General features: G+C 39.7%; 15 protein-coding genes. 2 read left to right on the top strand and 13 right to left on the bottom strand.

The annotated features are described in order from the left end of the window. The first annotated feature begins 72 nt into the window (after positions 1–72). Together H8S63_RS02925 and H8S63_RS02920 are read left to right on the top strand one after the other, a co-directional pair. Positions 73–702: a viroplasmin family protein gene (locus H8S63_RS02925; RefSeq protein ID WP_007756422.1), complete on the top strand. Its 630-nt coding sequence runs from the start codon at positions 73–75 to the stop codon at positions 700–702. Between the two features lie 29 nt (positions 703–731). Next, positions 732–2,462 carry a glycosyltransferase family 39 protein gene (locus H8S63_RS02920; protein ID WP_186925693.1) on the top strand — a complete coding sequence of 577 codons (1,731 nt, stop codon included), beginning with the start codon at positions 732–734 and terminating at the stop codon, positions 2,460–2,462. On the opposite strand, the gene H8S63_RS02915 is transcribed toward H8S63_RS02920, so the two are convergent. The 13 genes from H8S63_RS02915 to H8S63_RS02855 all read right to left on the bottom strand — a co-directional run bounded on the left by H8S63_RS02915 (position 2,452) and on the right by H8S63_RS02855 (position 23,017). Beyond that, positions 2,452–4,425, bottom strand: coding sequence for an LTA synthase family protein (locus H8S63_RS02915; protein ID WP_022274916.1), 1,974 nt, complete (start codon positions 4,423–4,425; stop codon positions 2,452–2,454). The two genes, H8S63_RS02920 and H8S63_RS02915, sit on opposite strands and share 11 nt — an antisense overlap. A 39-nt stretch (positions 4,426–4,464) precedes the next feature. Beyond that, positions 4,465–4,890, bottom strand: a complete 426-nt coding sequence (locus H8S63_RS02910) for a GtrA family protein (RefSeq protein WP_007756417.1) — start codon at positions 4,888–4,890, stop codon at positions 4,465–4,467. Further along, positions 4,868–5,830, bottom strand: a complete 963-nt coding sequence (locus tag H8S63_RS02905; RefSeq protein WP_022274917.1) for a glycosyltransferase family 2 protein — start codon at positions 5,828–5,830, stop codon at positions 4,868–4,870. The genes H8S63_RS02910 and H8S63_RS02905 overlap by 23 nt, the downstream gene beginning before the upstream one ends. 8 nt (positions 5,831–5,838) lie before the next feature. Further along, a complete protein-coding gene (locus H8S63_RS02900) occupies positions 5,839–6,630 on the bottom strand; it encodes a polysaccharide deacetylase family protein (RefSeq protein ID WP_007756413.1) in 792 nt (263 codons plus the stop codon). Positions 6,631–6,760: 130 nt separating this feature from the next. After that, positions 6,761–8,842, bottom strand: a complete 2,082-nt coding sequence (locus tag H8S63_RS02895; protein WP_186925692.1) for a BT4734/BF3469 family protein — start codon at positions 8,840–8,842, stop codon at positions 6,761–6,763. Between the two features lie 183 nt (positions 8,843–9,025). Further along, positions 9,026–10,111: an SGNH/GDSL hydrolase family protein gene (locus H8S63_RS02890; RefSeq protein ID WP_186925691.1), complete on the bottom strand. Its 1,086-nt coding sequence runs from the start codon at positions 10,109–10,111 to the stop codon at positions 9,026–9,028. A gap of 17 nt (positions 10,112–10,128) precedes the next feature. Continuing rightward, entirely contained in the window at positions 10,129–12,615 is a 2,487-nt protein-coding gene (locus tag H8S63_RS02885; RefSeq protein ID WP_186925690.1) for a family 20 glycosylhydrolase, read from the bottom strand. Positions 12,616–12,663: 48 nt separating this feature from the next. After that, positions 12,664–13,560, bottom strand: a complete 897-nt coding sequence (locus tag H8S63_RS02880; protein WP_022274921.1) for a glycerophosphodiester phosphodiesterase family protein — start codon at positions 13,558–13,560, stop codon at positions 12,664–12,666. Between the two features lie 64 nt (positions 13,561–13,624). Further along, entirely contained in the window at positions 13,625–15,073 is a 1,449-nt protein-coding gene (locus tag H8S63_RS02875) for a hypothetical protein (RefSeq protein ID WP_022274922.1), read from the bottom strand. A 42-nt stretch (positions 15,074–15,115) separates the two neighbouring features. Further along, on the bottom strand, positions 15,116–16,888 hold the full coding sequence (locus H8S63_RS02870) for a RagB/SusD family nutrient uptake outer membrane protein (protein ID WP_186925689.1): 1,773 nt from the start codon (positions 16,886–16,888) through the stop codon (positions 15,116–15,118). Between the two features lie 12 nt (positions 16,889–16,900). Next, positions 16,901–19,804: a SusC/RagA family TonB-linked outer membrane protein gene (locus H8S63_RS02865; RefSeq protein ID WP_370527599.1), complete on the bottom strand. Its 2,904-nt coding sequence runs from the start codon at positions 19,802–19,804 to the stop codon at positions 16,901–16,903. A 126-nt stretch (positions 19,805–19,930) separates the two neighbouring features. After that, on the bottom strand, positions 19,931–20,932 hold the full coding sequence (locus H8S63_RS02860; RefSeq protein ID WP_370527598.1) for a glycerophosphodiester phosphodiesterase family protein: 1,002 nt from the start codon (positions 20,930–20,932) through the stop codon (positions 19,931–19,933). 441 nt (positions 20,933–21,373) lie between these two features. Further along, complete coding sequence (locus H8S63_RS02855) at positions 21,374–23,017, bottom strand: DUF6377 domain-containing protein (RefSeq protein ID WP_022274926.1); 1,644 nt, start codon at positions 23,015–23,017, stop codon at positions 21,374–21,376. Positions 23,018–23,429 lie beyond the last annotated feature (412 nt).

The following is a 23,429-nucleotide window of genomic DNA, read 5'->3' as shown; positions in this document are numbered from 1 at the left end:
AAGTAACTCTACTAACTTGTTCAGTTAGAGAATATATTCGTACCTTCGCAGCCGAATAAACCATTATCTTTTATGGCTAAACAGAAATTCTACGTAGTATGGGAAGGCGTCACTCCCGGAGTTTATACCTCCTGGACGGATTGCCAGCTCCAAATCAAAGGGTATGAAGGCGCCAAATATAAATCTTTCGACACCCGCGAAGAAGCCGAACGCGCACTCTCAGCCTCACCATACGCTTATATAGGAAAAAACGCAAAAAAGAAAAATGAAAAGATATCCTCCGATCTGTTGCCTCCTTCCGTGATAGACAATAGCCTGGCGGTAGACGCGGCTTGCAGTGGAAATCCCGGCCCTATGGAGTATCGCGGTGTGCACATAGCCAGCCGACAAGAGATCTTCCATTTCGGTCCGATGAAGGGAACGAATAATATCGGAGAATTTTTAGCTATCGTGCACGGACTGGCGCTATTGAAACAGAAAGGATTCGATATGCCCATTTATAGCGACAGTGTCAATGCCATCAGTTGGGTACGACAAAAGAAGTGCAAGACCAAACTCCCCCGAAATGAGGAAACAGAAGCACTATTTCAATTGATAGAACGGGCGGAAAGGTGGCTGAGCACGAATACCTACACTACCCGTATCCTCAAATGGGAAACGAAAGAATGGGGAGAAATCCCGGCGGACTTCGGAAGAAAATAAATATGATATAAAATTCAAAACAAATAAATATGAAAACATTGACTTCTAACAAAGCTTTCTGGCTACTATTAGTCATTTGCGTAGTAACGATCCTTCCTTTTCTCGGGCTGCCGGAGTATCACACCAAAGGCGAGCCCCGCGAATCGATTGTATCCTATTCTATGTTGGAAAGCGACAACTGGATTTTGCCGAGAAATAATGGAGGAGAGATACCCTACAAACCACCTTTCTTCCATTGGACTATTGCAGCCGTTTCAACATTGAACGGCGGTCAGGTTACGGAGATGACTTCCCGTTTGCCATCGGCCATCGCGCTAATCTCCATGACTCTTTTCGGCTTTCTTTTCTTCGCCAAAAGAAAAGGAACGGAAGTGGCGCTGCTCACCGCATTCATCACCTTGACCAACTTCGAGTTGCATCGTGCCGGAGCCAACTGCCGGGTGGATATGGTGCTGACAGCCCTCACCGTCTGTGCGTTATATTGTTTTTACAGATGGTACGAGAAAGGGCTTAAAGGCATTCCCTGGCTGGCTATCCTTCTTATGAGTTTGGGAACGTTGACCAAAGGTCCGGTAGGCACTATCATCCCCTGTCTGGTTACAGGTGTATTCCTTCTGCTCAGAGGAGTAAACTTCTTCAGGGCTTTCCTTCTCCTTTCCGCATGGGCCATCCTTTCACTCATCTTGCCGTTCTGCTGGTACATAGCCGCTTACCAACAAGGGGGAGAAGAATTCCTTGCATTAGTCATGGAAGAAAACTTCGGACGTATGACCAACACAATGAGTTACGACTCCTGCGTGAATCCCTGGCATTACAACTTCGTAACCCTGTTTGCCGGTTATGTACCTTGGACGTTATTGGCACTGCTTTCTCTTTTCAGTCTCACCTATCATAAATTCAGTATCCAGCCGGCTGCCTGGTGGAAACGCTTTACCGCATGGATCAAGAATATGGATCCGGTGGATTTGTTCGCTCTTACCAGCATAGTTGCCACATTCATATTCTATTGCATACCGCAAAGTAAACGTAGCGTATACCTAATGCCTATTTATCCTTTCATCGCATACTTCCTGGCAAAATATTTATTCTATCTGGTGAAGAAACGCTCTAAAGTGATAAAAGTATACGGTAGTATCCTCGCCGTACTGAGTTTACTATTGTTTGCCTGTTTCATTGCCGTGAAATGCGGTCTTATCCCGGAAACAATCTTTCAAGGCCGTCATGCGCAGAACAACATCAATTTCCTGCATGCCATACAGAACATTAACGGAATCGGCTCTTTCATATTAATTGCCATTCCTACATTGCTTGGCATCTGCTGGTGGTTCTATCAACGCAAATATACACTCAGCAACCGATTCCTCTATGTCATCGTTGCACTGACTATGGGAATGTATATCGCACTGGACGGAGCTTACCAGCCACCTATTCTCAATTCAAAATCGGTAAAATCCGTTGCTGCGGAGATAGACCGGGTAGTACCGGCAAGTGCAGGCACGCTTTACGAATTTATCGAGGCCGGTGTACGCTCCATAGGTGACCCTGTACACTATTTTGAAATCAACTTCTACCTGGGAAACCGGATCGGAAATTTCTACAAAGACCGTCCTTCGGAAGGGTTCCTGCTAATAGGAATGCAGGATGCGGAACGGAATCTTCCCGAGTTCGAAAAGGAAGGCTACCAGTTCGAACGGATCTATCAATCACCCAAACCCGTTCTTCGCCAGACTGCCGAGATATACAAATTCATCAAAAAGTAGTCTCGGATGAATTCACTGTTTTTCCATGCTTCACCAGATATTCCGCTGACTGGAGCATGGAAAAACTATATTCTTTCAAGGGCAGAAAACTATCATCCATCGGGACGTGAACCAGCTTCCCATTATCGGTATGATAGGCAAATTCCTGATTCGTCTCATAATTGTACATATACAACTGAGTCGCATTACGGCCTACAATCATATTATCGGCTGTATAAAACATACACGGACGTTCTTCTTTCAACAAGTCCACTCCGAAATTATTCTGCAAATAATCAATACCCAACAGTCCCAATACCGTAGGCTGTATGTCTATTTGTCCACCAAAAGCCATATGTTCCGCTGGAGTTATACTGCTGGAATAAATCATCAACGGGATATGATTATACGATTGCGGAAGTTCACACTCCGCATCCCCAACCAATTTGCCATGATCTCCCTCCAACACGAATATCGTATTCTCAAACCACGACTGTTTGCGCGCTTCTTCGAAAAATTTACGCAAAGCCCAGTCCGCATATTCCACAATCTGAGTTTCCGGTTTGTCCGTTCGGGGATGGAAATAAGGAGGTATTACATAAGGCGGATGATTGCTGATTGACAATAAGGTAGCGAAAAACGGTTGCCCTTCGTCTGCCGTCCGATTCAAAACCGGAATAGCATAGTCGTATAAGAAATCATCCTGTACTCCAAAACTATTCACAACCTTCTCTGACGGATAATCTTCCTGAGCAAAGACCTCATCAAAACCGTTCGTCCTGAAAAAGGCATTCATATTATCGTACTGCCCTTCATGTGTCATAAAAAACAGATTATGATATCCATTCTCCTTCAATACCGTAGGCAATCCCGAATAATGGGGAATCACCGAACCTTTCATCAAGTTCCGTTTCATCATGGCAGGAAAAGAATATAAAGTAGCGTACAAACCATGATTGGTATGAATCCCCGCCGAATAAAAGTTGGGGAAGCTAAGGGAACAGGCATACAGGCTATCCAGAAAAGGAGTCAGATTCTGTGACTGCCCGAAACGTTTCATGAAATTGGACGACATCGACTCCATCATAATCAATACCACATTGGGACGGCGTCGCGATACGCTATCCTGTGAATTATGCCGATAAACCGCCAACGGAGAGACATCCGGTTCACCCGGCCGTGCTAACAAAGCTTTTACTTTTTCCAGCGCTTCCTGTTCATCCATCAGATGCAGATATCTGTTTTCCGGCCGTCGGTCGTCCAGCACGCTCGTCAACAAATTAAAGGTCGGACTGACCCCCAACTGATTCAAAAAGGCATCCTGACAGAAATAGGCGGCACTTACCTTGATCGGATTATAGCCTGTACGTCCCCTAATGCCAAATACACAAAGCCCGATCAAGCCAAGCCCTACCAAACCCGCAACACTTCGTTGCAAGCAAGGGAATGAACCGGGAGCAGACAGGCAACGGTGACGGAAATACCGGCCAAGAAAGGCAATCCACACAACAAAGCCAATCAGAAAGAGCAGGAATAAGGCAATGGACAAATAATAGGAAGTCTCTCCCAATATCATCCCCGCAGTAGTACCCGCATAACCGAACCATTCGAAAATGGAAGAATTGATATGCTTGAAAAAGTAGGCGAAATAAGGAATATCAGCCGCACTGATCAGATAAACCAACCCATAAAAGACACCGAAGAAGATAGTGAAGAAACGGAATAAAGCCTTCCCATAACAGTTGCAAAGCCCACAGGCTACAGCTACCGTCAGCGGAAGCAGTAATATGTAACAACCTATCACGTTATCGAACCATACTCCATGTATAAATGCTATCAATGACAGACTTTTATCAGACAGTGCTTCGGCAGTCAGTTGATGGTAAGAAGAAATGAACAATACCCCTCTGAACAATCCGGTGATTATCAGTGCGGAAAGATGCACGGAAAGTATATATACAATAAGATTTAGAAAACGTTTCATAATAGCTTTTTCTTTTTATGAATAGTTCTGAAAGCAGACCTACTGTTTATTTTTATAAGTATATACGAAATGAAGAATCAGGAAATTGATGGGAACGACTACGATAAGCACCAATATAGGAGCGAGAAACTCGCCGAATCCGATCCACAGGAAAAGGTTCAGCAAACCTACCTCAAGCAGATAATTAAGTAAATGACTAAAGCCAAACCCGACAGCGTTGCGCGATGAAGGCTTGGAACGGAATGTAAAGAATGTAGTTAGAAAATAGTTACAGACAAATCCGACCGCATAACCTGCCGTAAAAGAAAGCGTCGGATTGGCCACCAACAGTACCAGACAATATACGCCATAGTGAATCGCCGAAGATATCGTACCGACGATGCCAAAACGCATAAACTGCCAGAATTTCTCCTGCCAGTCCGGGTGTTGTTCCCATGTCTCTTTAATGACTTTGTTTATCCTCATCGCATAACACCTCTTCTACATTATAAAGCGGACGATGTTTCACCTCTTTATATATCTTTCCGATGTACAGCCCTACCGCACCGATTGACATCAGGACGACACCGCCTACAAACCATACGGACAACATCAGAGAGGCCCAGCCATGTTCCGCCGTTCCCGCAATCAACGAATAAAGGACATAAAAACCGATCAGAATGCTGATAAAGACAAAGATAATACCCAAATAGACAATGCCATAAATCGGCTTCACCGAGAATGAGGTTATTCCGTCGAGAGCCAGTCCCAGCATTTTCCGCAGAGTATATTTAGAGCTTCCGGCTGTGCGTTCCCGAATCACATCGTCCACCGTAGTGGAAGGAAAGCCCAGCAGAGGAATAATGCCGCGCAGGTATAGATTACGCTCTTGATAATGTGACAACTGTTCCAGTACCCTCCGGCTCAGAAAGCGGAAATCGGCATGGTTATAAATGGATTCCACTCCCATCCTGCGTTGCAGTTTGTAGAAAGCCGTAGCGGAGAGACGTTTCAACAACGGATCGGCCTGGCGGGATACCTTCACTCCGTACACCACATCGTAACCGGCTGTATAAGCATCAATCATTTCCTCTATCGCATTCAAGTCATCCTGCAAATCCGCATCAATGGTAACAACGGCGTCACTCCAGTCTTTGGCAGTCATCATCCCTGCCATGATAGCACTCTGGTGACCTACGTTCCGCGCCAGATTCATTCCTTTCACGTAAGGATTTTCCTTATGCAGCTTCTTGATAATGTTCCACGTACGGTCCTTGCTACCATCATTTACAAAAAGCACGAAGCTGTCCGCACTGATCTTTTCCTTCCCAACCAGCTCATCAAACAAGGCTGTCAAACGGGCGGCTGACTGTTCCAACACTTCTTCCTCATTATAGCAGGGAGACACAATTGCCAATTTAATCATTTCTCGTTCTATTTAGTTAGTTCTGTCCGTTTCATTTTCGCAAATTCCGAGTACGTCAGAAAATCGGCTCTCTTCTCCTTGAAATTACGGATCAGCAGATCCAGCCGTTCTTCCATCCCTTTGCCGGAATGATTACGGATAATAAACGGCATTTTAAATTCGGGATGTTCATTCAATGGATAAAACTCCCACGGGTGGAAATAGGTCACAAAATAGCCGTCGTGCTTCAGCACCCTGTTTGCCATCCATTGGTACAACTTCACCGGAAGATTATGGCAAGACAACCAGAATAGCGGAAAACGTATCCACGGAGTCACCGACGCAGGAATTTGAAGAACCTTACCCGTCATAAAGCAAGTACGCGGCTCAGAAAGATGCATATATCTGCCGGGAATAAACGCCGGATTCAATGAAGAATTATACAGATATCCCATCCGCTCTATCTCTTCATCGGACACCGGAAACATACGCGGCTGGCGATACCCCTCTATCTTCCTCCCCGTCAACCGTTCGAGTATCTCTTTGGAACGACTGACATCCGAAGCCTGAGGCTGCCAATGGTCACACCCATGAGCCGCCACTTCATGCCCTTCATCCATAATACGGTGCATCACCTCCGGAGCATTCTCCGCAAAGTTGCTTGTACAGAAAAAAGTAGCCCGCACCCCATTCTTTTTCAGACAGTCCAGTATCTTGTTCGTACCATAAACCGATACTTCCATTGCCTTATCCAGCGGAAAGTCCACTCCATGTTCACGGGGTACATCAAACTCCTCTGTGTCAAAACTTAATAATATCATTGTCAATTAGCTTTCTATTTGATATCCACTTATAATGGAAGATCGTGCAAAGATAATTATTATAAAATAATAAAGTCCATTCCCTACATAAAAAGAAATAAAACAAAAATACACATATTAAACAATCATATCACTCCAAAGCCACTACATGATAATAAACCCCATGTGTTTTCCTGAACGACTCTACTCCCAGCCGTCGCAGGATACGCCCGAAATGGGTGGCTTGTCCGGAGGAGAATTTCATTTTGGCGGCTTTCTGTATACGTTGCAATATATCCGCAGCAAGCAACCATTCGCCTTCTTCCTCCTTTCCTGCCGCCCGATAATACACTTGAAACAACTGTTCAATAGCGGGCGACTGCTCAAATTCCTGATTGGCCTCCGTCATGATGGCCTCATCCCGCTCGTCAAACCAATACCGTTCATTCTTATATAATGCCGCCATCGCTTGCGCGTAAAGCTGTTCGTAATCAATAGGACGGACAACATCTATCACTCCCGTCACCTCGACAGCGATATAGCGGCGGCTGCCGGAAGTGTCCGTCAACAAGTCCTTATGATTACTCGTACCGATAAAAGAAGCATAGCGCCGAAGTTCCTCCACCGCCGAAGCATTGGGACGCCTTGTATTCACAACCGGTTTTTGCAGAATATGCTTTAGGAAAGGCTGTTGAGCAATGCTGATCTGGTCGAATTCATCCATATTAATCAACAGGAAACGATTCAGGTACAGTTCCGCATCCCGCTTCCGGCTGAAATCAATGCTATCCGTGTAATAAGCTTGCAGACACGGTGGCAGAATCAAGCGACAGAACGTAGATTTCCTGTATGCCTGCGGACCAACCAATATCGGTGAAGTGCTATTCGCATAATTCTTCCTCATCATTCCACGCCAATGCGCCACCATGCTGAGAAACCAACGGCGAAACAAATGCGGCCAATGAGGATTGTCGCAAGGCACCCGTTTTGCCAGATCTCCAATATGATCCTTCCCATCCCAATGGGGAAGGTCATAAAGAAATTCTTCAGCTGGTTGATACACAGGGACATGATCGGAATTCAGATAACGCACCACATCCTTGTCCCAAAGCTTAAGCCCCTCGTACTGCGCATTCATCGTAATGCTTGCCATCTGCCGTTTGTCCACCGGATGAAAATAGAAATTAAAGGTATTCCGCTCCCGACATTCCACCTGTGTAGTCAACTGGTTGAAACGAAACTCATAGCGGCGTTTCATAAATTCATCCATCTGCATAACAAATATCTGTTCGGGAAGCAGACTGCTTTTATCGGCAAACCCACGTCCGGAACGATAGACATTCTTCACCGTCTCCCGAATCAGAAAATCATCTTTCGGCAAGTGATAATGAGCGCGCGACCACCGTACCGTATCCTCTTCGGGAATACCTGCACGGAAACAATGTCCCGCAAGGGCAACCAGCAACGAATGTATATCTCCGTCCGGCTGAAATTCCTCCTGTTCCTCCAGCGCCCGCGCAAAAGCCGCTTCGAACAGAACGGAAAGCGCTTCATGACTTTCATATCCGGGCGCAAGCCGTTGTAAAGGGGAAGCCTCCGTCTGTACCTGTTCACGATAAGTCGTTTCGCCGGGCATAGATGCAGGCTGCTTCATGTAAATCGGCATTGATTCGGGATTGAAATACAGCTCCGGATCGAAAGTCAGGCGACAATACTGTTCCAACGAAGGCTCTTTCAGTTCAATATGAAAAGGAAGTTGAGGTTGGTAGAACTTCACCGCCAGCCGATAAGCGTGCGCATGAAACAATTCCGCTTGCTCGCGGGTGACCGGCAAAAGATCGTCAGGATAAGTAAAACGTACCCAGATCTTGACAGACTTCCCGGAAGAACCGACAAATGCCAGATACGTTTGCGGGAGTTCTTTCACCCACTTCTTCACCTCATCGGCCTCCATAGACCCCGACAGATTATTCACCTGAATCATTACGATTCCATTGTATTCCGCCATAACCATCACCCCGTTTTTACGGACAAAGGCGGCAGCAGGAAGCAGTTTCGGCACTTTCTGAACATAGTCGTTTTTATCACCGGGAAGCATATAGGGCAGGATTTCTCTCATTTTTGAGACGGGCTGTGCTTTGGTTTCCACTTTCATCAGCTCCACGAGCTGCTCAATTCTCAACGTACGCAGTGTATTCACCTTGCCATCGTCTCTCACTTGTGTTATTCTCATTATTTTATTTATTTGTCCTGCATGTGTGGTGTAGGGCTGTTGTTTACAGACACAAATGTACTGCAAATATTTCACAGAAGCAAATGTATCGTCTCGACACCTTGTATGCAATATTTTAGCGGCAGGAAGCTTTTTATGTATTCAATTTGTGGCATTGTCCCATTAAATTATTAGCCAATAAATTTACTTCCTAAATTTAATATCTAAAATTTCAGCCAAGGCAGGCTTGATTTTCTCCAACATTCGTTCAAACCCTAAATCGCTAGGATGAACACCATCAACAGTACCCTCATGATCTGTTCCTAGAAAATGATTTTCTTTTATTAAGTATAAGTTTTTAAAACCGAGTTTGTGAAGGATGTGTATTTGATCTTCTATTGCTCTATTTTGTTCTTTTACCATCTTACATATTTTCATGTTAAAATTCCCTTTCTCACGAGTAACGGACTGAATGACAATTATGGGAGCATCGGTATGTTTGTCACGGATCGTTTTTATGAAATTGATAGTTCTATCACATATCTCATCGACTGAAGGATTGGGAATACAATCCAAAATAAAAGCATCAACATCATTTATTTGGGATAACATTTTTGCAACAGGTAATTCCATCTTGCCATTTCCACTTAACCCCATATTAATAAACTGATATCCACTACTACGTGATAGTTGAGACGGGTAAGCCAGCCCAGGTCTACTGGCAGATGCTCCTTGGGTAATACTCGACCCATAAACAATGATTTTTCCTTTAAATGGATTATCCATTTTTTTCAAATAGGATTTTTTTGATACTCCTATCTCTAAATGTGTAATTTCATCATATAAAGGTAAATATATCAAACATTCTTTTTCTGATTCATCCATATTTTCTGCTAATATAGAAGATGAATCTATGCCTTGGGGAATGCCGACCCCTGCATACTGCCATATTCCATCTTTTCTAATGTATAAATCAAGTCCTTTTTGCATAATGGGAGTCATATTGGCATTTTGTTTTTTATTAGGCACTCTCCATTTCACCTTTATCACTGAACTATTTGTTTTAAAAGCAATGGCAAGTCCCGCCGAATAAGTATACAGTTGTTTTACAGTCGATGGTAGATTTTGATAATGAGCTGTGTCAATGCGATGAAAAAAATCTCCTTCCACAGTAGCTTTACCAATTAATTGTAAATTGCTGGCATTTGTATAAACTATGTTTTCTTCATTGGCCGCTTGTAGCCATAAACCAGCATAAAAAGCAAATAGAATCAAAATATGTCTTTTCATATATAAAATATGATTACCTAATTAAATTGGGAATTCATGCTCACTGTTACACTCTTTTTGTTTCCTACAAAAAGCTTGGCTTTAACTTCATTTGTCCTGCACTTCACTGGCTTATTCCAAATCTTGGAATTTTTAGTAGGCTCTTTCCCGTCAGTGGTATAGTGGATTTCTCCACCCAAAATAGGAGTGTTTGCAAATAAGAAACCATCTTTGTCAATATATAAACCTGGAAAAGGTAGCCTATAGTTTATATTCATTTTATCCCAATAAGGGATTTCTTTTTGGGATATACGCTTGTAATAAAATGCCAGATCCTTTTCAAAAGCAAGCTGCTCGTCTATGCCTGTCATAGGTTCCCATATGGGAGAAGAGTGCCATCCACGTTCGGCAAGCCCCATAATTTTAGGAAATAAATAATATTCAACTCCTTTGTAATTGCGAATAGTTTCACTCCACAAGGCAGATTCTACTCCTTTAATGTTTTTACGTCCTTCGGCTGTCAAAGATGTTTTTTCCTCTTGTTTTTGATTAGCGAGGAGGTGAGTACGTATTGAGCGGTAGATGCAATAGGGAAGTAGAGCGAAGGATTTTGATTCATCAACGTATCCATTCCAATTATGTCCTGGTTCATCTGGATGTGCATCATACGCCAGATCGAGATAAAAATTAGTGGCATTACTCAAAATAACAGGATACCCTTTATTGGCAAACTTATAGATTAATTCATCCGAATGATTATTGGCAGAGGTTCGCCAACAGGAAATGCCAAAAGCATTATCAGTTAAATACCGCTCGGAGATTTCATCATGTCCTAGAACAACCTCTTGCCAACCTGAAAAAGGTATTTTTTGTTCTTTTAAAAAATCGACGATCCTCATTATAAAATAATCAGATAGTTCTTGTACATCGGTCATACTATATTCCAGCATGAAATCTTTGCAAATTGGAGATCCTTGCCAAGCACCTTCGGCAACTTCATCTCCACCTATATGGATAGATTTTAATGGTACACCAGCTTCTTCATACATAAGTTGAAGTTCTTGTATCACTTTTTTCATAAAACGATAAGTAGAAGGCATCGCTACATTCATTACATTGTCCGAATACCCTTGTGCCGACACATAATGGGAAGCATCGTGAATGTCGTTCAATAGGTATTCATGTGCTTTAATAGGATCTGTCTCAAGATATCTCTCATAACGGGCCTTCATGGCAACAATGGCAGCACGGGCATGTCCCGGAGATTCAATCTCCGGGATTATTGACACATGCCGATCAGCTGCATATCGAAGCAAGTCAATAAATTCATCACGAGAATAAAAGCCATTACCTGATGTCTCTGACTGATAATCGAAATCCCCATTATATGCAGGATACAAACATTCGGATTCATCATAAGTATGTCCCCTGCGAGAGGCTATTTCCGTCAATTCCTCTAACCCTGGAATTTGTAGGCGCCATCCTTCATCATCTGAAAAATGAAAACGAAAAACATTTAGTTTATAAGAAGACAATATATCTATTAATTTCTTTAAATCAGTTATCCCTATGAAGTTACGTGCTACATCTTGCATATGTCCTCTATAGGAAAAATCCGGATAGTCCTTGATGAAAACAGATTTTATGGAATAAGGGGCCTCCTGCCCTTTCAATAAGGACAAGAAAGTTTGTATTCCATTGAAGATACCGTGCGGAGTTATTGCTGAAATATGTATTTTATCGTTTGTTACATTCAATTCATAATATTCTTCGTTGACGGCATTTTCTTTCTGCTGCAAGTAGTCTAGTGTCAATTGGACTTCTGATAGAGAGTCTTCTACAATCGCATACAGGGAAGCTAATTTGTCTTTCATTATGGCTACTTCCGTATGAAAATCCGGATGGGCAACAATATGTATTACATTCTTTAGTTTCAGATATGACTGAGAGTATGATACGTGTTTCACTGCAGGTATCACTTCTATACCATTTGCATGCTTCATTGCACTCTCTATACGTTTGTTGTCTTTATACACTTGGATAGCTTTTTCATTTTTTGAGTATATAAATGGTAGCGAACGAGTGACTAATTCTACAGGTAATGGAGTCGAGCTATGAGACTCATCTACCCAATAAACTCCTTCTGGTTTCATTGAGTATCCCGGCATTTCTCCGCGTCCACTTATAATTAGTATAATAGAATCACCTGGATTTAAAAGTTTGTAATTTTCTTTAGGAGAAATACGGTGAAATGTTCCTTTCACATTCTCTACCTTTACCATATTTGATTGTTGCTTGCAACTTTTCATTGGAAACTGGGAATAAAAAAGGCTCCAATTGCGACTAAGAGGAGTGTTGGATATGTTTTTAATAACAAACCTATGTTCATTGTTATTACTCTTGTTTATATCTGGTACACTCACTTGCCACGACACAGAGACTGGAGCTTTCCTATTTGACAGCTCACAACCTATTACAACCATGAATGTACATAATATCAATGATATATTAATTACCTTACTCATAGTTCTCTTTTATTTCATCTCACTATTAATAAATCAAATCAACGCCCATTACTTATGTAATTTTCTTTTTCGAAGATATTGTAATAAATAGGCTGGGCGGTCGGTTTGGATGATGCGTGCTCCTAATTTATCTATCAAATATCCATAACCTGCATCTGGATTTGATAGTGAAAGGTCGTCATCATGTCCACCTGCCATCGTGTCCCATAGTGTATTATACCAAATCAAAGATTTTCCTTTCAACATAGCAGGAATTTTTTTAGGCAACTCGTTGTTGCCTTTTATAAACAATAGTTCGAAAGCAACAGGATTAATATCCTTACAAAACTGTTCTATTTGTTGTTCCGCATTAAGTTTATCCAAGCTCACAATAGGCATATAGATGATTTCACAGAGATATTTCTCATATTGTCCTTTGACTTGTTCTACAGATTTACCTCCTTTCATTATAACCTGATTGACGGTTCCCGTCTTTTTTAATAAAGCGTAAACTTCATCAAAGTAACGATCAGCCTTGTCGAGATTTATCATAATTCTCCCCTTGGTTAACAGTAATGCTTCCTCCAAAGTTGGAACTTTGTGTTTTGTTCGAATTGCACAGCCATTTCGAAGGTATAAGTTTGATATGTAATCCATTGTAACCTCTGACACCTTTCCCTTTCCGGTTGTCGTACGATTCAAAGTTTCATCGTGCATTAAAATAAGGACTCCATCTTGGGTTCGTTGCACATCTAATTCTACGATATCTACTCCCATTTTTATTGCATTTTCAATTCCTTCAAGAGAGTTCTCAGGAAAATTGCGCCAATCGCCTCTGTGAGCAACAACCAATACACTGTTAGTAGAACGAGACATTAATTGCTCGCGAATTTGGCTCACTCGATTTTGTGCATAAAATTGAGTCGATAATAAGGTAATTATGAATGATAAAATAATTCTTTGCATGATTTTTGTTGATTATATGATGTGAAAGGGCGTATTTCGAATTATACGCCCTAATTTGGTTTAACTATAGCCCGGCATCGTATGCGCCTGCCTGCATTTTCTCTACATTACGGGATTTGCCACGCCCATCAATACTGAAAGCTGATTCACCACACCATTCCAAAAAATTAACTCCTATTGCCTTATCGTCTACTTTGAAATCTCTTACAACGTCTATTACTTCTTGTATAGTAGCAAAATTTTTAATTTTTTCTTCTGATACATTCCATTGGTAAACGCCATCTGTAAGTTCTGGCTCCGGCATTTGGACATCGCTATAATCAGTGTCTTTCTCTGTAGCTCCCCAGCCTTGATCAGCTGCTTGGTAGACATTGTAGCCTTTGGAAAGATAGGAAGACTTATCGAGGTAAATTGTTCGAGTTCCTTTCCCTTTGCTAAATAGAGAATTTACTAAAACTGCAGAATAACTAGGACTTCTAAGTACACCATAATTATTTTTTTCGTTACCTATAATAGTTGTATTCGCAAATAAAAAATAACCGTCCCCATTAACAACAATGTTTCTGTCGTCATTGCCAGCCGCTCCCCAGATAGTTGTATTATTCATACACATAATAGCCTTGCCACCTGTATGAATCGCCGTACTCCACTGACCTGTGACATAGTTTTCATACAAGGTACATGCATTCATAAATAATTGACAATTACCATTTGCTACCATCAAGGCCCCTCCACGATCTCCGGCAATGTTATTATATATTTCTACATTATTCATAAAGACCTCACCTCGGTTGATAAAGATAGCTCCACCACGAGTGGTCACTGCTTTTTCTACATTAAAATTCTTGATTACACAATCTGTTAAGTATAACGAGGTGTTAATGCCATTAGAATAAAATGCTCTCACAGCTCCATCTGTTTCCTTGTCATATTTTCCATCGAACACACAACCATTGAAGTATAAGTTCATTTGATTGCCCAATTGAAAAACTGAATTGGTAGTTTTGCCTGCATTGCTATCCGTATTTCGTGTCAATGATGTGATAAAACGTTTGGTATCCCTTTTGCTTAAATCGCCACCGGTGCTCTCTGGATCATAGCCGCCTTCTATATAAATATCTACAGAGCTGTTGTAACTAGTGTAATCCATTTTTATTCCAGCATCATTTTTAACCAATTCATATTCGCCTGCAGCCAAATAGAGGTTTTTCCCATCCAGTCTTTCTGCTTTTTCGTTTGTGATATCTGCATTGCTGCTTGCACTTAGCAAATCTCGAAAATAATCTGCACTCATTGCATTGTCCCACGAGCTACCATCAAGATTCCCCTTTCCACTTGGAGAGACATAATAACATTCCAAGTCTTCCGGTATAATCACTTCTTCATCTAAGTCATCTGTTCCTGTAATCAATGGAGGATCCACCATTTCATAGTTCTCTTGGCAAGCTTGATTTATAAGCAAGGCACAAGTTATCATTACCAAATATGAGAATATAAATAATATCTTTTTCATTGCATCTTCTTTTTTAATGTTCAACTGATATATTTTCTTGTGTCAACGAATGATATCCGGATAGCCCGGATTTTGTTTCAAATATTTGTTTTGTTCCAAAACTTTTTGAGGAATGGGGAATAATTCATAATGATCATCTTTGTCTCGGGGCTTATCCCACCATTCTTCTTGAAAACGTCCAAAACGTATGAGATCTGTGCGACGACGAGTTTCATTTAAGAATTCACGTCCCCATTCATCCAACATTTCTTTTAAATCGAGTTCTACATTACCTTCAGGCTTATAAGCAATATCTACATTGAAATTTTCATAATTGCGTTTACGAACACTGTTCAACAATTTTCCCGCTTCATCTACTCTGTTCAAACGAATTAAACATTCTGCTTGGGAATATATGATTTCGGGCAAACGCATAATGGTATAATCCGGCTCAGCAAAATATCCACCGGAGAATGAATAAAATGGATATTTCACACAATATAACCCTGAATTAAAATCCCCATTTTCATATTTAGATTCTGCATAATTGGGATTAGAGATGATTCCTTCCGGAGCTTTTCCTTCAAAACGTCCGACCTGATCTCTTAAATAGATAACGTATTGATTAAATGGATCATAAGCATATCCACCATTCATTCGTGCATTGGGAATTCTTCCTTCCAAGAAAAACATTCCTTCGCGTGACTTATTACTCGTGTTTTTATATTGTTTGTAACGTACATCTCCTGGATATTTCAGGAACTTCTGTGTTACCATACCCAGCTCATAAGTAAATAATTGAGGCGGATTTTGATTGTCATAACTTGGGGAAAGAGCAAACTGTGGATTTCGTTCACCGTCTCCTTCAATATCCAAATAATTGGCAGACCCATAAGGCATACTACGTCCGTATACCGTACGATGGTTTTGAAGCATATGCCAATGATTCATCCCATATGAAGAAGGAAATGCAAATATTACTTCATTGGATGTATCATTGTTCCAATCAAAAGCTTCATACCAATTTTGAGCAACTGCATAATGTCCAAAATCTCCCTTTGTGATGCGAGCACACATCTCTTCACAAGTACTCCACTTTGCTTCACCAATCCATTTTTCTGCATTCAAGTACAAACGTACTAATAGTCCTGCGGCAAATGCTTTAGTACATTGTCCCTGTTGTATGCCATTACCTGATTGACCATTTTTAATAGGTAGAATGGATAAACAGTCCGTCAATTCTTTTTCTATAAAATTGAACAAAACTTTCGGCTCAACCTGTTTCTGATTCTCGGGCAATTTATTTATAGCTTGATCGGAAGACGTGCAAAGTACGACATAGCGATAGGCATTAAGTAAGCGTAAATATTGATAAGCACGAATACAGCGTAATTGTCCTTTGAAGCCATCCCATTCTTCTCCTGTGATTCCAAAGTGATCTGGAGATAAACGATTTAAGTCATCTAAAATAACATTAGCTTGAGCAATCGTCAAATAAATGCTATTCCATTCTTGGTTCCAACGTGCTTCAACTAAATCATCGTACTGATGACGATGAAACTTAGCCCATACACCACCATCCACCCACCATGTTCCACGGCTAGGGGTTATTAATTGATCTGCACAACATTCTTCGCTCCAATTTGCCTGACTTACAGTGGAATAAATTCCTTCAAATGGGCGAAATACAGCATTGATAATATCTTGCTTTGTTCTATAATAATTATCAGACATTACAGAGCTATATACTGTTTCATCCAAATCAGTACACGATGAGAAACTACATACCGTAATAGCTATAAGTCCTAATTTAATGATATTTTTTATTTTTTTCATACAGTCCTTATTTTAAAAGTTAACTTGCAAACCCAAAATGAATTGGAAAGCAGATGGATAATAGTTTGCATTGCCTCCAAAGGTTCCAGGAGTTAAACCATTTACCTGATAGGTCGAAGGATCTACTCCAGAGAATTTTGTAAATGTATACAGATTGTTAGCAGTACCAAAGACACGAATCCTATCTATGTACTTTTTCTTTATATCAAGTGTATATCCCAATGTAATATTATCAATTTTCAAATAATCTCCCGGTTCAATAAAATAGTCACTCAATATATTAATTCCTTTTTTAATATGTGCATTCTTTGAAAAGGCTGTAGTTAATAGATTAGTTGTTCCACTTTGCAAACCATAATAAAAATCATGTACATTAAAGATATCAAATCCACATGCTCCACGTAATGCAATGGTCAAATCAAAATTTTTATAAACGAAGTTATGGGTCATTGAGCCAGTAAATTTAGGCAGACCATTACCTGTAATACTTTTATCATCTTCAGTTGCCTCTGCAATAGGAATAGCTTTACCCTCCTTATTATACACCATCCAATCTCCCTCTTTGTCTACACCAGCATAACGGTAAGTAAAATAGTTACCTATTCGTTGGCCTTCCTCAATCCGCTGCAAATACCCCGGATTATTCGGATTTGCCATTTCACAGGTTGAATAATAGCTCTGTCCTTTGTAAATGTCATTAGAGAAGCTGACAAACTTGTTGTTGTTTGTTGCACCAACCACAGTCATATTCCATGTAAAGTCCTTCATTTTAATAAGATTTGCCGTAATATCAAATTCAAATCCTGTATTACGCAATGTTCCTACATTGGCATAAATAGTACTATACAAGTTGGGCGGTGTAGGAACATTGTAGCTCCCCAGTAAATCTTCCTGCTTACGGATATAATAGTTGAGCGAACCGCTGATTTTGTTCTTAAACAAGGAAAAATCCAATCCAATATTTTGATTGCGTCCCTGTTCCCATCTAAGCTCAGAATTAACGTTTTTGCTTGGTCCCCATACATGGAAACTATTTCCATTATATTGATACCATCCAAAAGCTTTATAGGTTGCCAGTGATTTATAATTACCAATTTCCTGATTACCAGTCAGACCATAGTCATAACGTATTTTTAGATCGTCAATCCAGGAAATTGAATCCATAAACTTTTCATCCGAAATACGCCAACCTAACGAAAATGCCGGGAAATTTCCCCATTTATGATTTTTACCAAAGCGGGAAGAGCCTTCATGCCGTAAAGAGAAAGTTAGCATATACCGTTCTTTCCAGTCATAGTTAACACGCCCGAAGAAAGAGATTAATTTGTGATCACTTTTGGATGATTCCATCATTGTTTTTCCTTCTATGGAGGCGTATAAACCCGCTCCTAAATTGTTATATCCTAAAGCATCCGAATCAAAATTCCAGTTTTCGGCATCAAATCCTTGACTGACACCGTACATATAACTGTATCCCACCATCGCACGAATCTGGTGATTCTTTATCCGGGTGGAAAAATTCGTTATCCATTCAAGGTTTGTATTCGAACTTTTAGCAAAAGAACGTTTCGCCTTGCCATCTATTCCCGCATTCACATTCGGACCATAAGTGGAGGGGGTGAATGTGCCAATTAATTTGTCCACCTTATATTGCGATACTGTTATTTGAGATTTTAGCACCATATCCGGGTTTTTGGGGTTAAATAGCGGAAGTAAATTGACGCCTGCAGAAGCATTCCACTCCAAAATGTCAATTTCTGTATCATCCTGCTCTTCTTTAAGTCGTTCAACAATGTTATATAACCCGCTACCTGAAGGAAAGCGATAATACCCATTTTTTTCTTTTGAATCATAAACAGGTACTGTTGGATTATTTTGGATAGCTCCTGTAAAAACATTAGCCGCAACTTGGCGTTTGATATCACGAGGACTAATGTTGGCTGAAAATGTAAAAAGTCCATCTTTCGTTGTATGATTTATGCTTGCACGTGCACCATACTCCCGGCGATCAGAGCGAAGGTCTACTCCTTCCGCGTTCCGATAGTCAGCTGTCAGACGGTAGTTGGTACGAGCAGTACCTCCAGATAGTGTTAGGGTATGCATATGTGTGACCCCTAAACGCGTAATTTCATCAAACCAATCTGTACTAGCACCTAAATCATTCAGAGGATTAGATGGTATACAATATGCCCGGTATTGTTCCGCATTCATGATATCTAACTCATTTTTTACTTTATTGAAAGTAACAGATGTACTATAAGTAGTATGAATCCTTCCATCTTTAGTACCTTTCTTAAGATTAACCAAAACAACACCGTTACTACCACGAGTACCGTAAATAGCTGACGCTGCTCCATCTTTCAGTACATCAATCGATTCAATATCTGCAGGATTGATGTTAGTTAAATCACCTCCAGGTATACCATCAATCACAATGAGCGGACTGAGACTTGCATTGCGTGATGATATGCCACGTATTTGAATACTGCCCGTACTGTTAGGGTTTGCCAAGGCTGTGTTGGATACAGACACACTAGAAACTTTTCCCTGCAATAACATTGATGCATCCAAGCTTGATATTTGATTCAAGTCTTTAGCACTGACGTGTGAAATAGCAGAAGTCATTTCTTTCCGTTTCATTGTGCCATAACCGACAACTACCACTTCGTTTAAGACAGTGTTCTCTTCCTTCAGGACAATACGCAACTGCTTTTGTTTTCCTATTGCTATTTTCTGGGTTTCATAACCAATGTATGAAACTGAAAGATGCCCATTCGAAGAAACTGGAATGGTGAATTCGCCATCTATATTTGTTACAGTTCTTTCCTGTGAATCAATCACTTGAATTGTGGCCCCTATTATAACTTCGCCTTTTTCATCTACAACAATTCCTTTTACTTTCTGGTCTTGTTGCATTTTTACAGTTGTTGCATACGTATCTATTCCACTCCAAAATGTGACTATTAAAACTAACATGCAACAATATAAGCTGTGTAATTTATTGATCATAAAAATATTATAATTTTAGTATAAGACATAAGGTTAACGTTTTCCTCGTTGTTTCAAAGCTTTGATGAGTTCCTTGGGAACATCTGTCATAATCATTTTTACATCCGGGAAAATGGCAAGCAAATCCTCTAGATATGTTTCATTCAATTCATATTCAGAGACATCGCTGCCTGTCCAGGCAAGCATACCGATAGAAACAATCATACCATCTGCTATGCCCTCGGATACATCAGTACTCTTACCATTTGTCATATAACTGCCTTGAATGAAGTAAGTTCCCGGTAAGCCAACCAAAGCTTTATGTGCACCGACCCATGGATACGCATGCGCATCTTGGTCTAAATCCAATACTTCTTTTACTTTCTGTTCACTATTGCAGTAAAAGAGTACCGACTCCGTCATTTCTAATTTTTTAACGATATCAAAGACTTGTTTGGTAGATGCAGTACGAGGGGAATAATCTAAATTAAAATATATTTTTCCACGACCGGCTTTCAAAAAAGCTTCTAAAGTTGGAATTTTTTCATCTGTTAAATTTCCGTTCCTATCTTTTAAGTTATATTTCTGTATTTCTTCAAAAGTCATCTTTGTAATATCACCACTCCCATTAGTGGTCGCATTGAGTGTTTGATCATGGCATACGACAACTACACCATCTTTGGTTACATGGGTATCACATTCTATGATTTCCGCACCTGATTTAATAGCCGCAGATACTGAAGGAATCGAGTTTTCGGGAATGGTTAAATCGGTTGTGTGCGCCCGGTGAGTCATAACCCATACTTTTTTATAATTAGGATCTTTAAACTGTTTCATCGCTTCAGTTAAAGCTAACAAGTTGTAAACCCTTATCCGCTTCTGGATTTTATGTTCTCCTGCCGTAACATTCATGGTATAATCTCCGCTTTGGGTATATTTATGTGTTATTACATCGGTAGACATACCTTCTTTTATAGTTCCATCTCCGAAATCAATATGAATGTTGGTATTCTTATCAAGATTCAGAAACCTGACTTCTACTGCTTCCTTCAGCATAGCTCTTGTACATGTGGAAAGATACGGATTCTTTTTTACAGAATCCTCGTCCGAACATGCTGTCAAGATACTACCTACATATAATAGCAATATCCAACAGCAGCAATTCATCACAAACATTTTAATAGTTGTCCTTTTGTTATTGGACAAGGAAATCAAATGATTTTTTTTCATTAGCGTTATACTTTATGATTAACAATTACAATACAAATGATCTTTTCATTTGCGGTAGTAAAATTAATCATAAAGAATAAACGTTAAATCGGTAAAATTGAAAGAAGTAGATTTTAAAGCATTTATAAGCATATAAATATCTTATTTTCAGAAAATTATATAACATTACATAAACTAAGAAAGTAGAGAATATAGTCGCAGATAGTAGACTCTTTTTCTGGCAGAAAATCTCTATGATACTCTTGTAATTGTTTTGTAACGCTATTGTTATTGGATTTGCATCACTTTTTCTTCGAAAACATCTCGTGATAGTGCTTTTTCGCGTAAACGTGTTCGGTAATTGTAGATGGTAGTTGGAGAATAATGTAATAATTCGGCAATCTGGGCACTCTTTACAAAACCCAAGCGAATCAATGCACAGATGCGAAGTTCAGTATTTAGCAACTCTCCTTCTTTCAGTATAAATTGTTCACCGGGAAGAAGTAGATTATTTACAGAAGCTACAAAATTGGGAAATATGTGTAGAAACGCCGAATCAAAATGCTCATATAATTCTTGTTGCTCCGTGACAAGTAGATCGCTGGCACATGAGGTCATTTTCATCAAGTCGGAATACTCTTTCTTGAGCAACTTCTTATTAACTTGCTTACGAAAGTTGTGCATACGATCTACATAAGTGGAACATAGTTTAAAAAAACGGGAGATATATACTTCTTTAATATTATTACTGTCTAAAAGTTCTAAATTAGCTTTTTTAAAATTATTGTTAATTTCTTCCAGTTTATTATTGGCAACTGTTAAGTCTTTGTTTAAACCTTGTTGTCTTTCTTTAGCCACCTTCAGGTTTATCATTTGGCGATAAACATAAATTAGTGTTATTCCTGACAGAAATGTTAATAACGTAATTAATAATAAATAAAACTGAAGTTTCTCATTTTGCTTGCTTATTATATCTTGAAAACGACTATTAATCATAGAATAGGGTATGATATGCCTCCAGTTTCTCATACGGGTTTTATATGCTTCAGTTACGCTCCATGAAAAATTGATATAAGTATTTGCACGAGTGATATCTCCTCTTTCATACATTATTTGTGCCAAATTCATAATTGAAGACTGTTCCTTTATGGCTGAACGTACGTCTGAAATAGCTGAAAGAATAAGATAATATAAAGACTCATCATCTTTGCCCATTGTTTTCAAAATGCCAGATCGGTCATAAGTAACTAAAGCATAAAAAGATGTACCAAATGTAGCCGATTCCATACGTTTGTCATTCCAATATAAGGCTTTTTGGTAATCTCTTATTTCTTTGGCTTGAAACATCTTTTCTGACAAATAGGCATCATCGGTAGGAGATAATACTTGTAGTATGGAATCCCGGTATGTTAAACCTATATTTCGATAATATAACGAAGTGTGCTTGTTTCTAGGTAAACTTACTCCCGTTTCAAAAAACAAGCGTTTGCAATACATATAATATCTCCCTAAGAGAGAAGAAGGAAGCGTGGAACGGTCTATCTTTGATAACATATCTTTGGCTTCTAGATACATTCCTACACAAGTTAGCAAATATACTTCTTCCAATAAAGTCTCAACCTCACAAGTAAAATTGTGTAAATGTTTTGCTAAAGCCAAATTCTTGTATAGATAATGAAATGCAGAATCTGAACTATATGTCTTATATTCATTATAAATTGAGAAGTTCAAAGCGTAGCGGTCTATTGAATTAGGGGCAACAGTTGTAGATTTTAGGTTTTCTACACGTTCTTTCTTGTTTTTCTCATATATACTATAATTACTAATATCATGATCCAAAACATTGAGTAATGAATCTATTTCCTTATTAGCATACCCCCAAGTGGATAATAAAAAGGATATGATTGACAAGATATAACGTAAAGAATTCATTTTATTCAACTATAATTGGTTGTTTAATACAAAGATAACGATTATTTAATAATAATCAACTTTCTAATTCAAATCAAGGTTGCAAGACACCCTTTTTTCTTTTTAAAGGGACAGTATCGTTTATAACTTAAATCCAGCGACAGCACATACTGACAAGAAATCGTAAGCGTCTCGGCGATGCCATATTTTCTATCTTAATTTTTCCTTTTAGCTTTGCGTCATAATAAAAAACCACATCTTATGACTGCACATGATTTGTATACCCGTACCTTATCGGATTATAAATCCTGTTTATGTTCTTCTCCTGCCTTAACTCTTCGTAGTTATTGCCGTGAACGACATGTAAACTACCATGGTATGTGTCTTTGGCTTTCCCGTCACGGCATCAGTATCCGTGAGTTGCGTCCCTCCT

It is taken from the genome of Bacteroides sp. NSJ-39 (assembly GCF_014287315.1).
Taxonomy (GTDB): domain Bacteria; phylum Bacteroidota; class Bacteroidia; order Bacteroidales; family Bacteroidaceae; genus Bacteroides; species Bacteroides finegoldii.
This window is presented reverse-complemented; position numbering and strand designations above follow the sequence as displayed.

What these genes read in the sequence shown, in the direction of transcription:
- H8S63_RS02925 (WP_007756422.1), top strand. Translation starts at nt 73, where the DNA reads ATGGCTAAACAGAAATTCTACGTAGTATGGGAAGGCGTCACTCCCGGA.
- H8S63_RS02920 (WP_186925693.1), top strand. Translation starts at nt 732, where the DNA reads ATGAAAACATTGACTTCTAACAAAGCTTTCTGGCTACTATTAGTCATT.
- H8S63_RS02915 (WP_022274916.1), bottom strand. Translation starts at nt 4,425, where the DNA reads ATGAAACGTTTTCTAAATCTTATTGTATATATACTTTCCGTGCATCTT.
- H8S63_RS02910 (WP_007756417.1), bottom strand. Translation starts at nt 4,890, where the DNA reads ATGAGGATAAACAAAGTCATTAAAGAGACATGGGAACAACACCCGGAC.
- H8S63_RS02905 (WP_022274917.1), bottom strand. Translation starts at nt 5,830, where the DNA reads ATGATTAAATTGGCAATTGTGTCTCCCTGCTATAATGAGGAAGAAGTG.
- H8S63_RS02900 (WP_007756413.1), bottom strand. Translation starts at nt 6,630, where the DNA reads ATGATATTATTAAGTTTTGACACAGAGGAGTTTGATGTACCCCGTGAA.
- H8S63_RS02895 (WP_186925692.1), bottom strand. Translation starts at nt 8,842, where the DNA reads ATGAGAATAACACAAGTGAGAGACGATGGCAAGGTGAATACACTGCGT.
- H8S63_RS02890 (WP_186925691.1), bottom strand. Translation starts at nt 10,111, where the DNA reads ATGAAAAGACATATTTTGATTCTATTTGCTTTTTATGCTGGTTTATGG.
- H8S63_RS02885 (WP_186925690.1), bottom strand. Translation starts at nt 12,615, where the DNA reads ATGAGTAAGGTAATTAATATATCATTGATATTATGTACATTCATGGTT.
- H8S63_RS02880 (WP_022274921.1), bottom strand. Translation starts at nt 13,560, where the DNA reads ATGCAAAGAATTATTTTATCATTCATAATTACCTTATTATCGACTCAA.
- H8S63_RS02875 (WP_022274922.1), bottom strand. Translation starts at nt 15,073, where the DNA reads ATGAAAAAGATATTATTTATATTCTCATATTTGGTAATGATAACTTGT.
- H8S63_RS02870 (WP_186925689.1), bottom strand. Translation starts at nt 16,888, where the DNA reads ATGAAAAAAATAAAAAATATCATTAAATTAGGACTTATAGCTATTACG.
- H8S63_RS02865 (WP_370527599.1), bottom strand. Translation starts at nt 19,804, where the DNA reads ATGCAACAAGACCAGAAAGTAAAAGGAATTGTTGTAGATGAAAAAGGC.
- H8S63_RS02860 (WP_370527598.1), bottom strand. Translation starts at nt 20,932, where the DNA reads ATGCTGAAGGAAGCAGTAGAAGTCAGGTTTCTGAATCTTGATAAGAAT.
- H8S63_RS02855 (WP_022274926.1), bottom strand. Translation starts at nt 23,017, where the DNA reads ATGAATTCTTTACGTTATATCTTGTCAATCATATCCTTTTTATTATCC.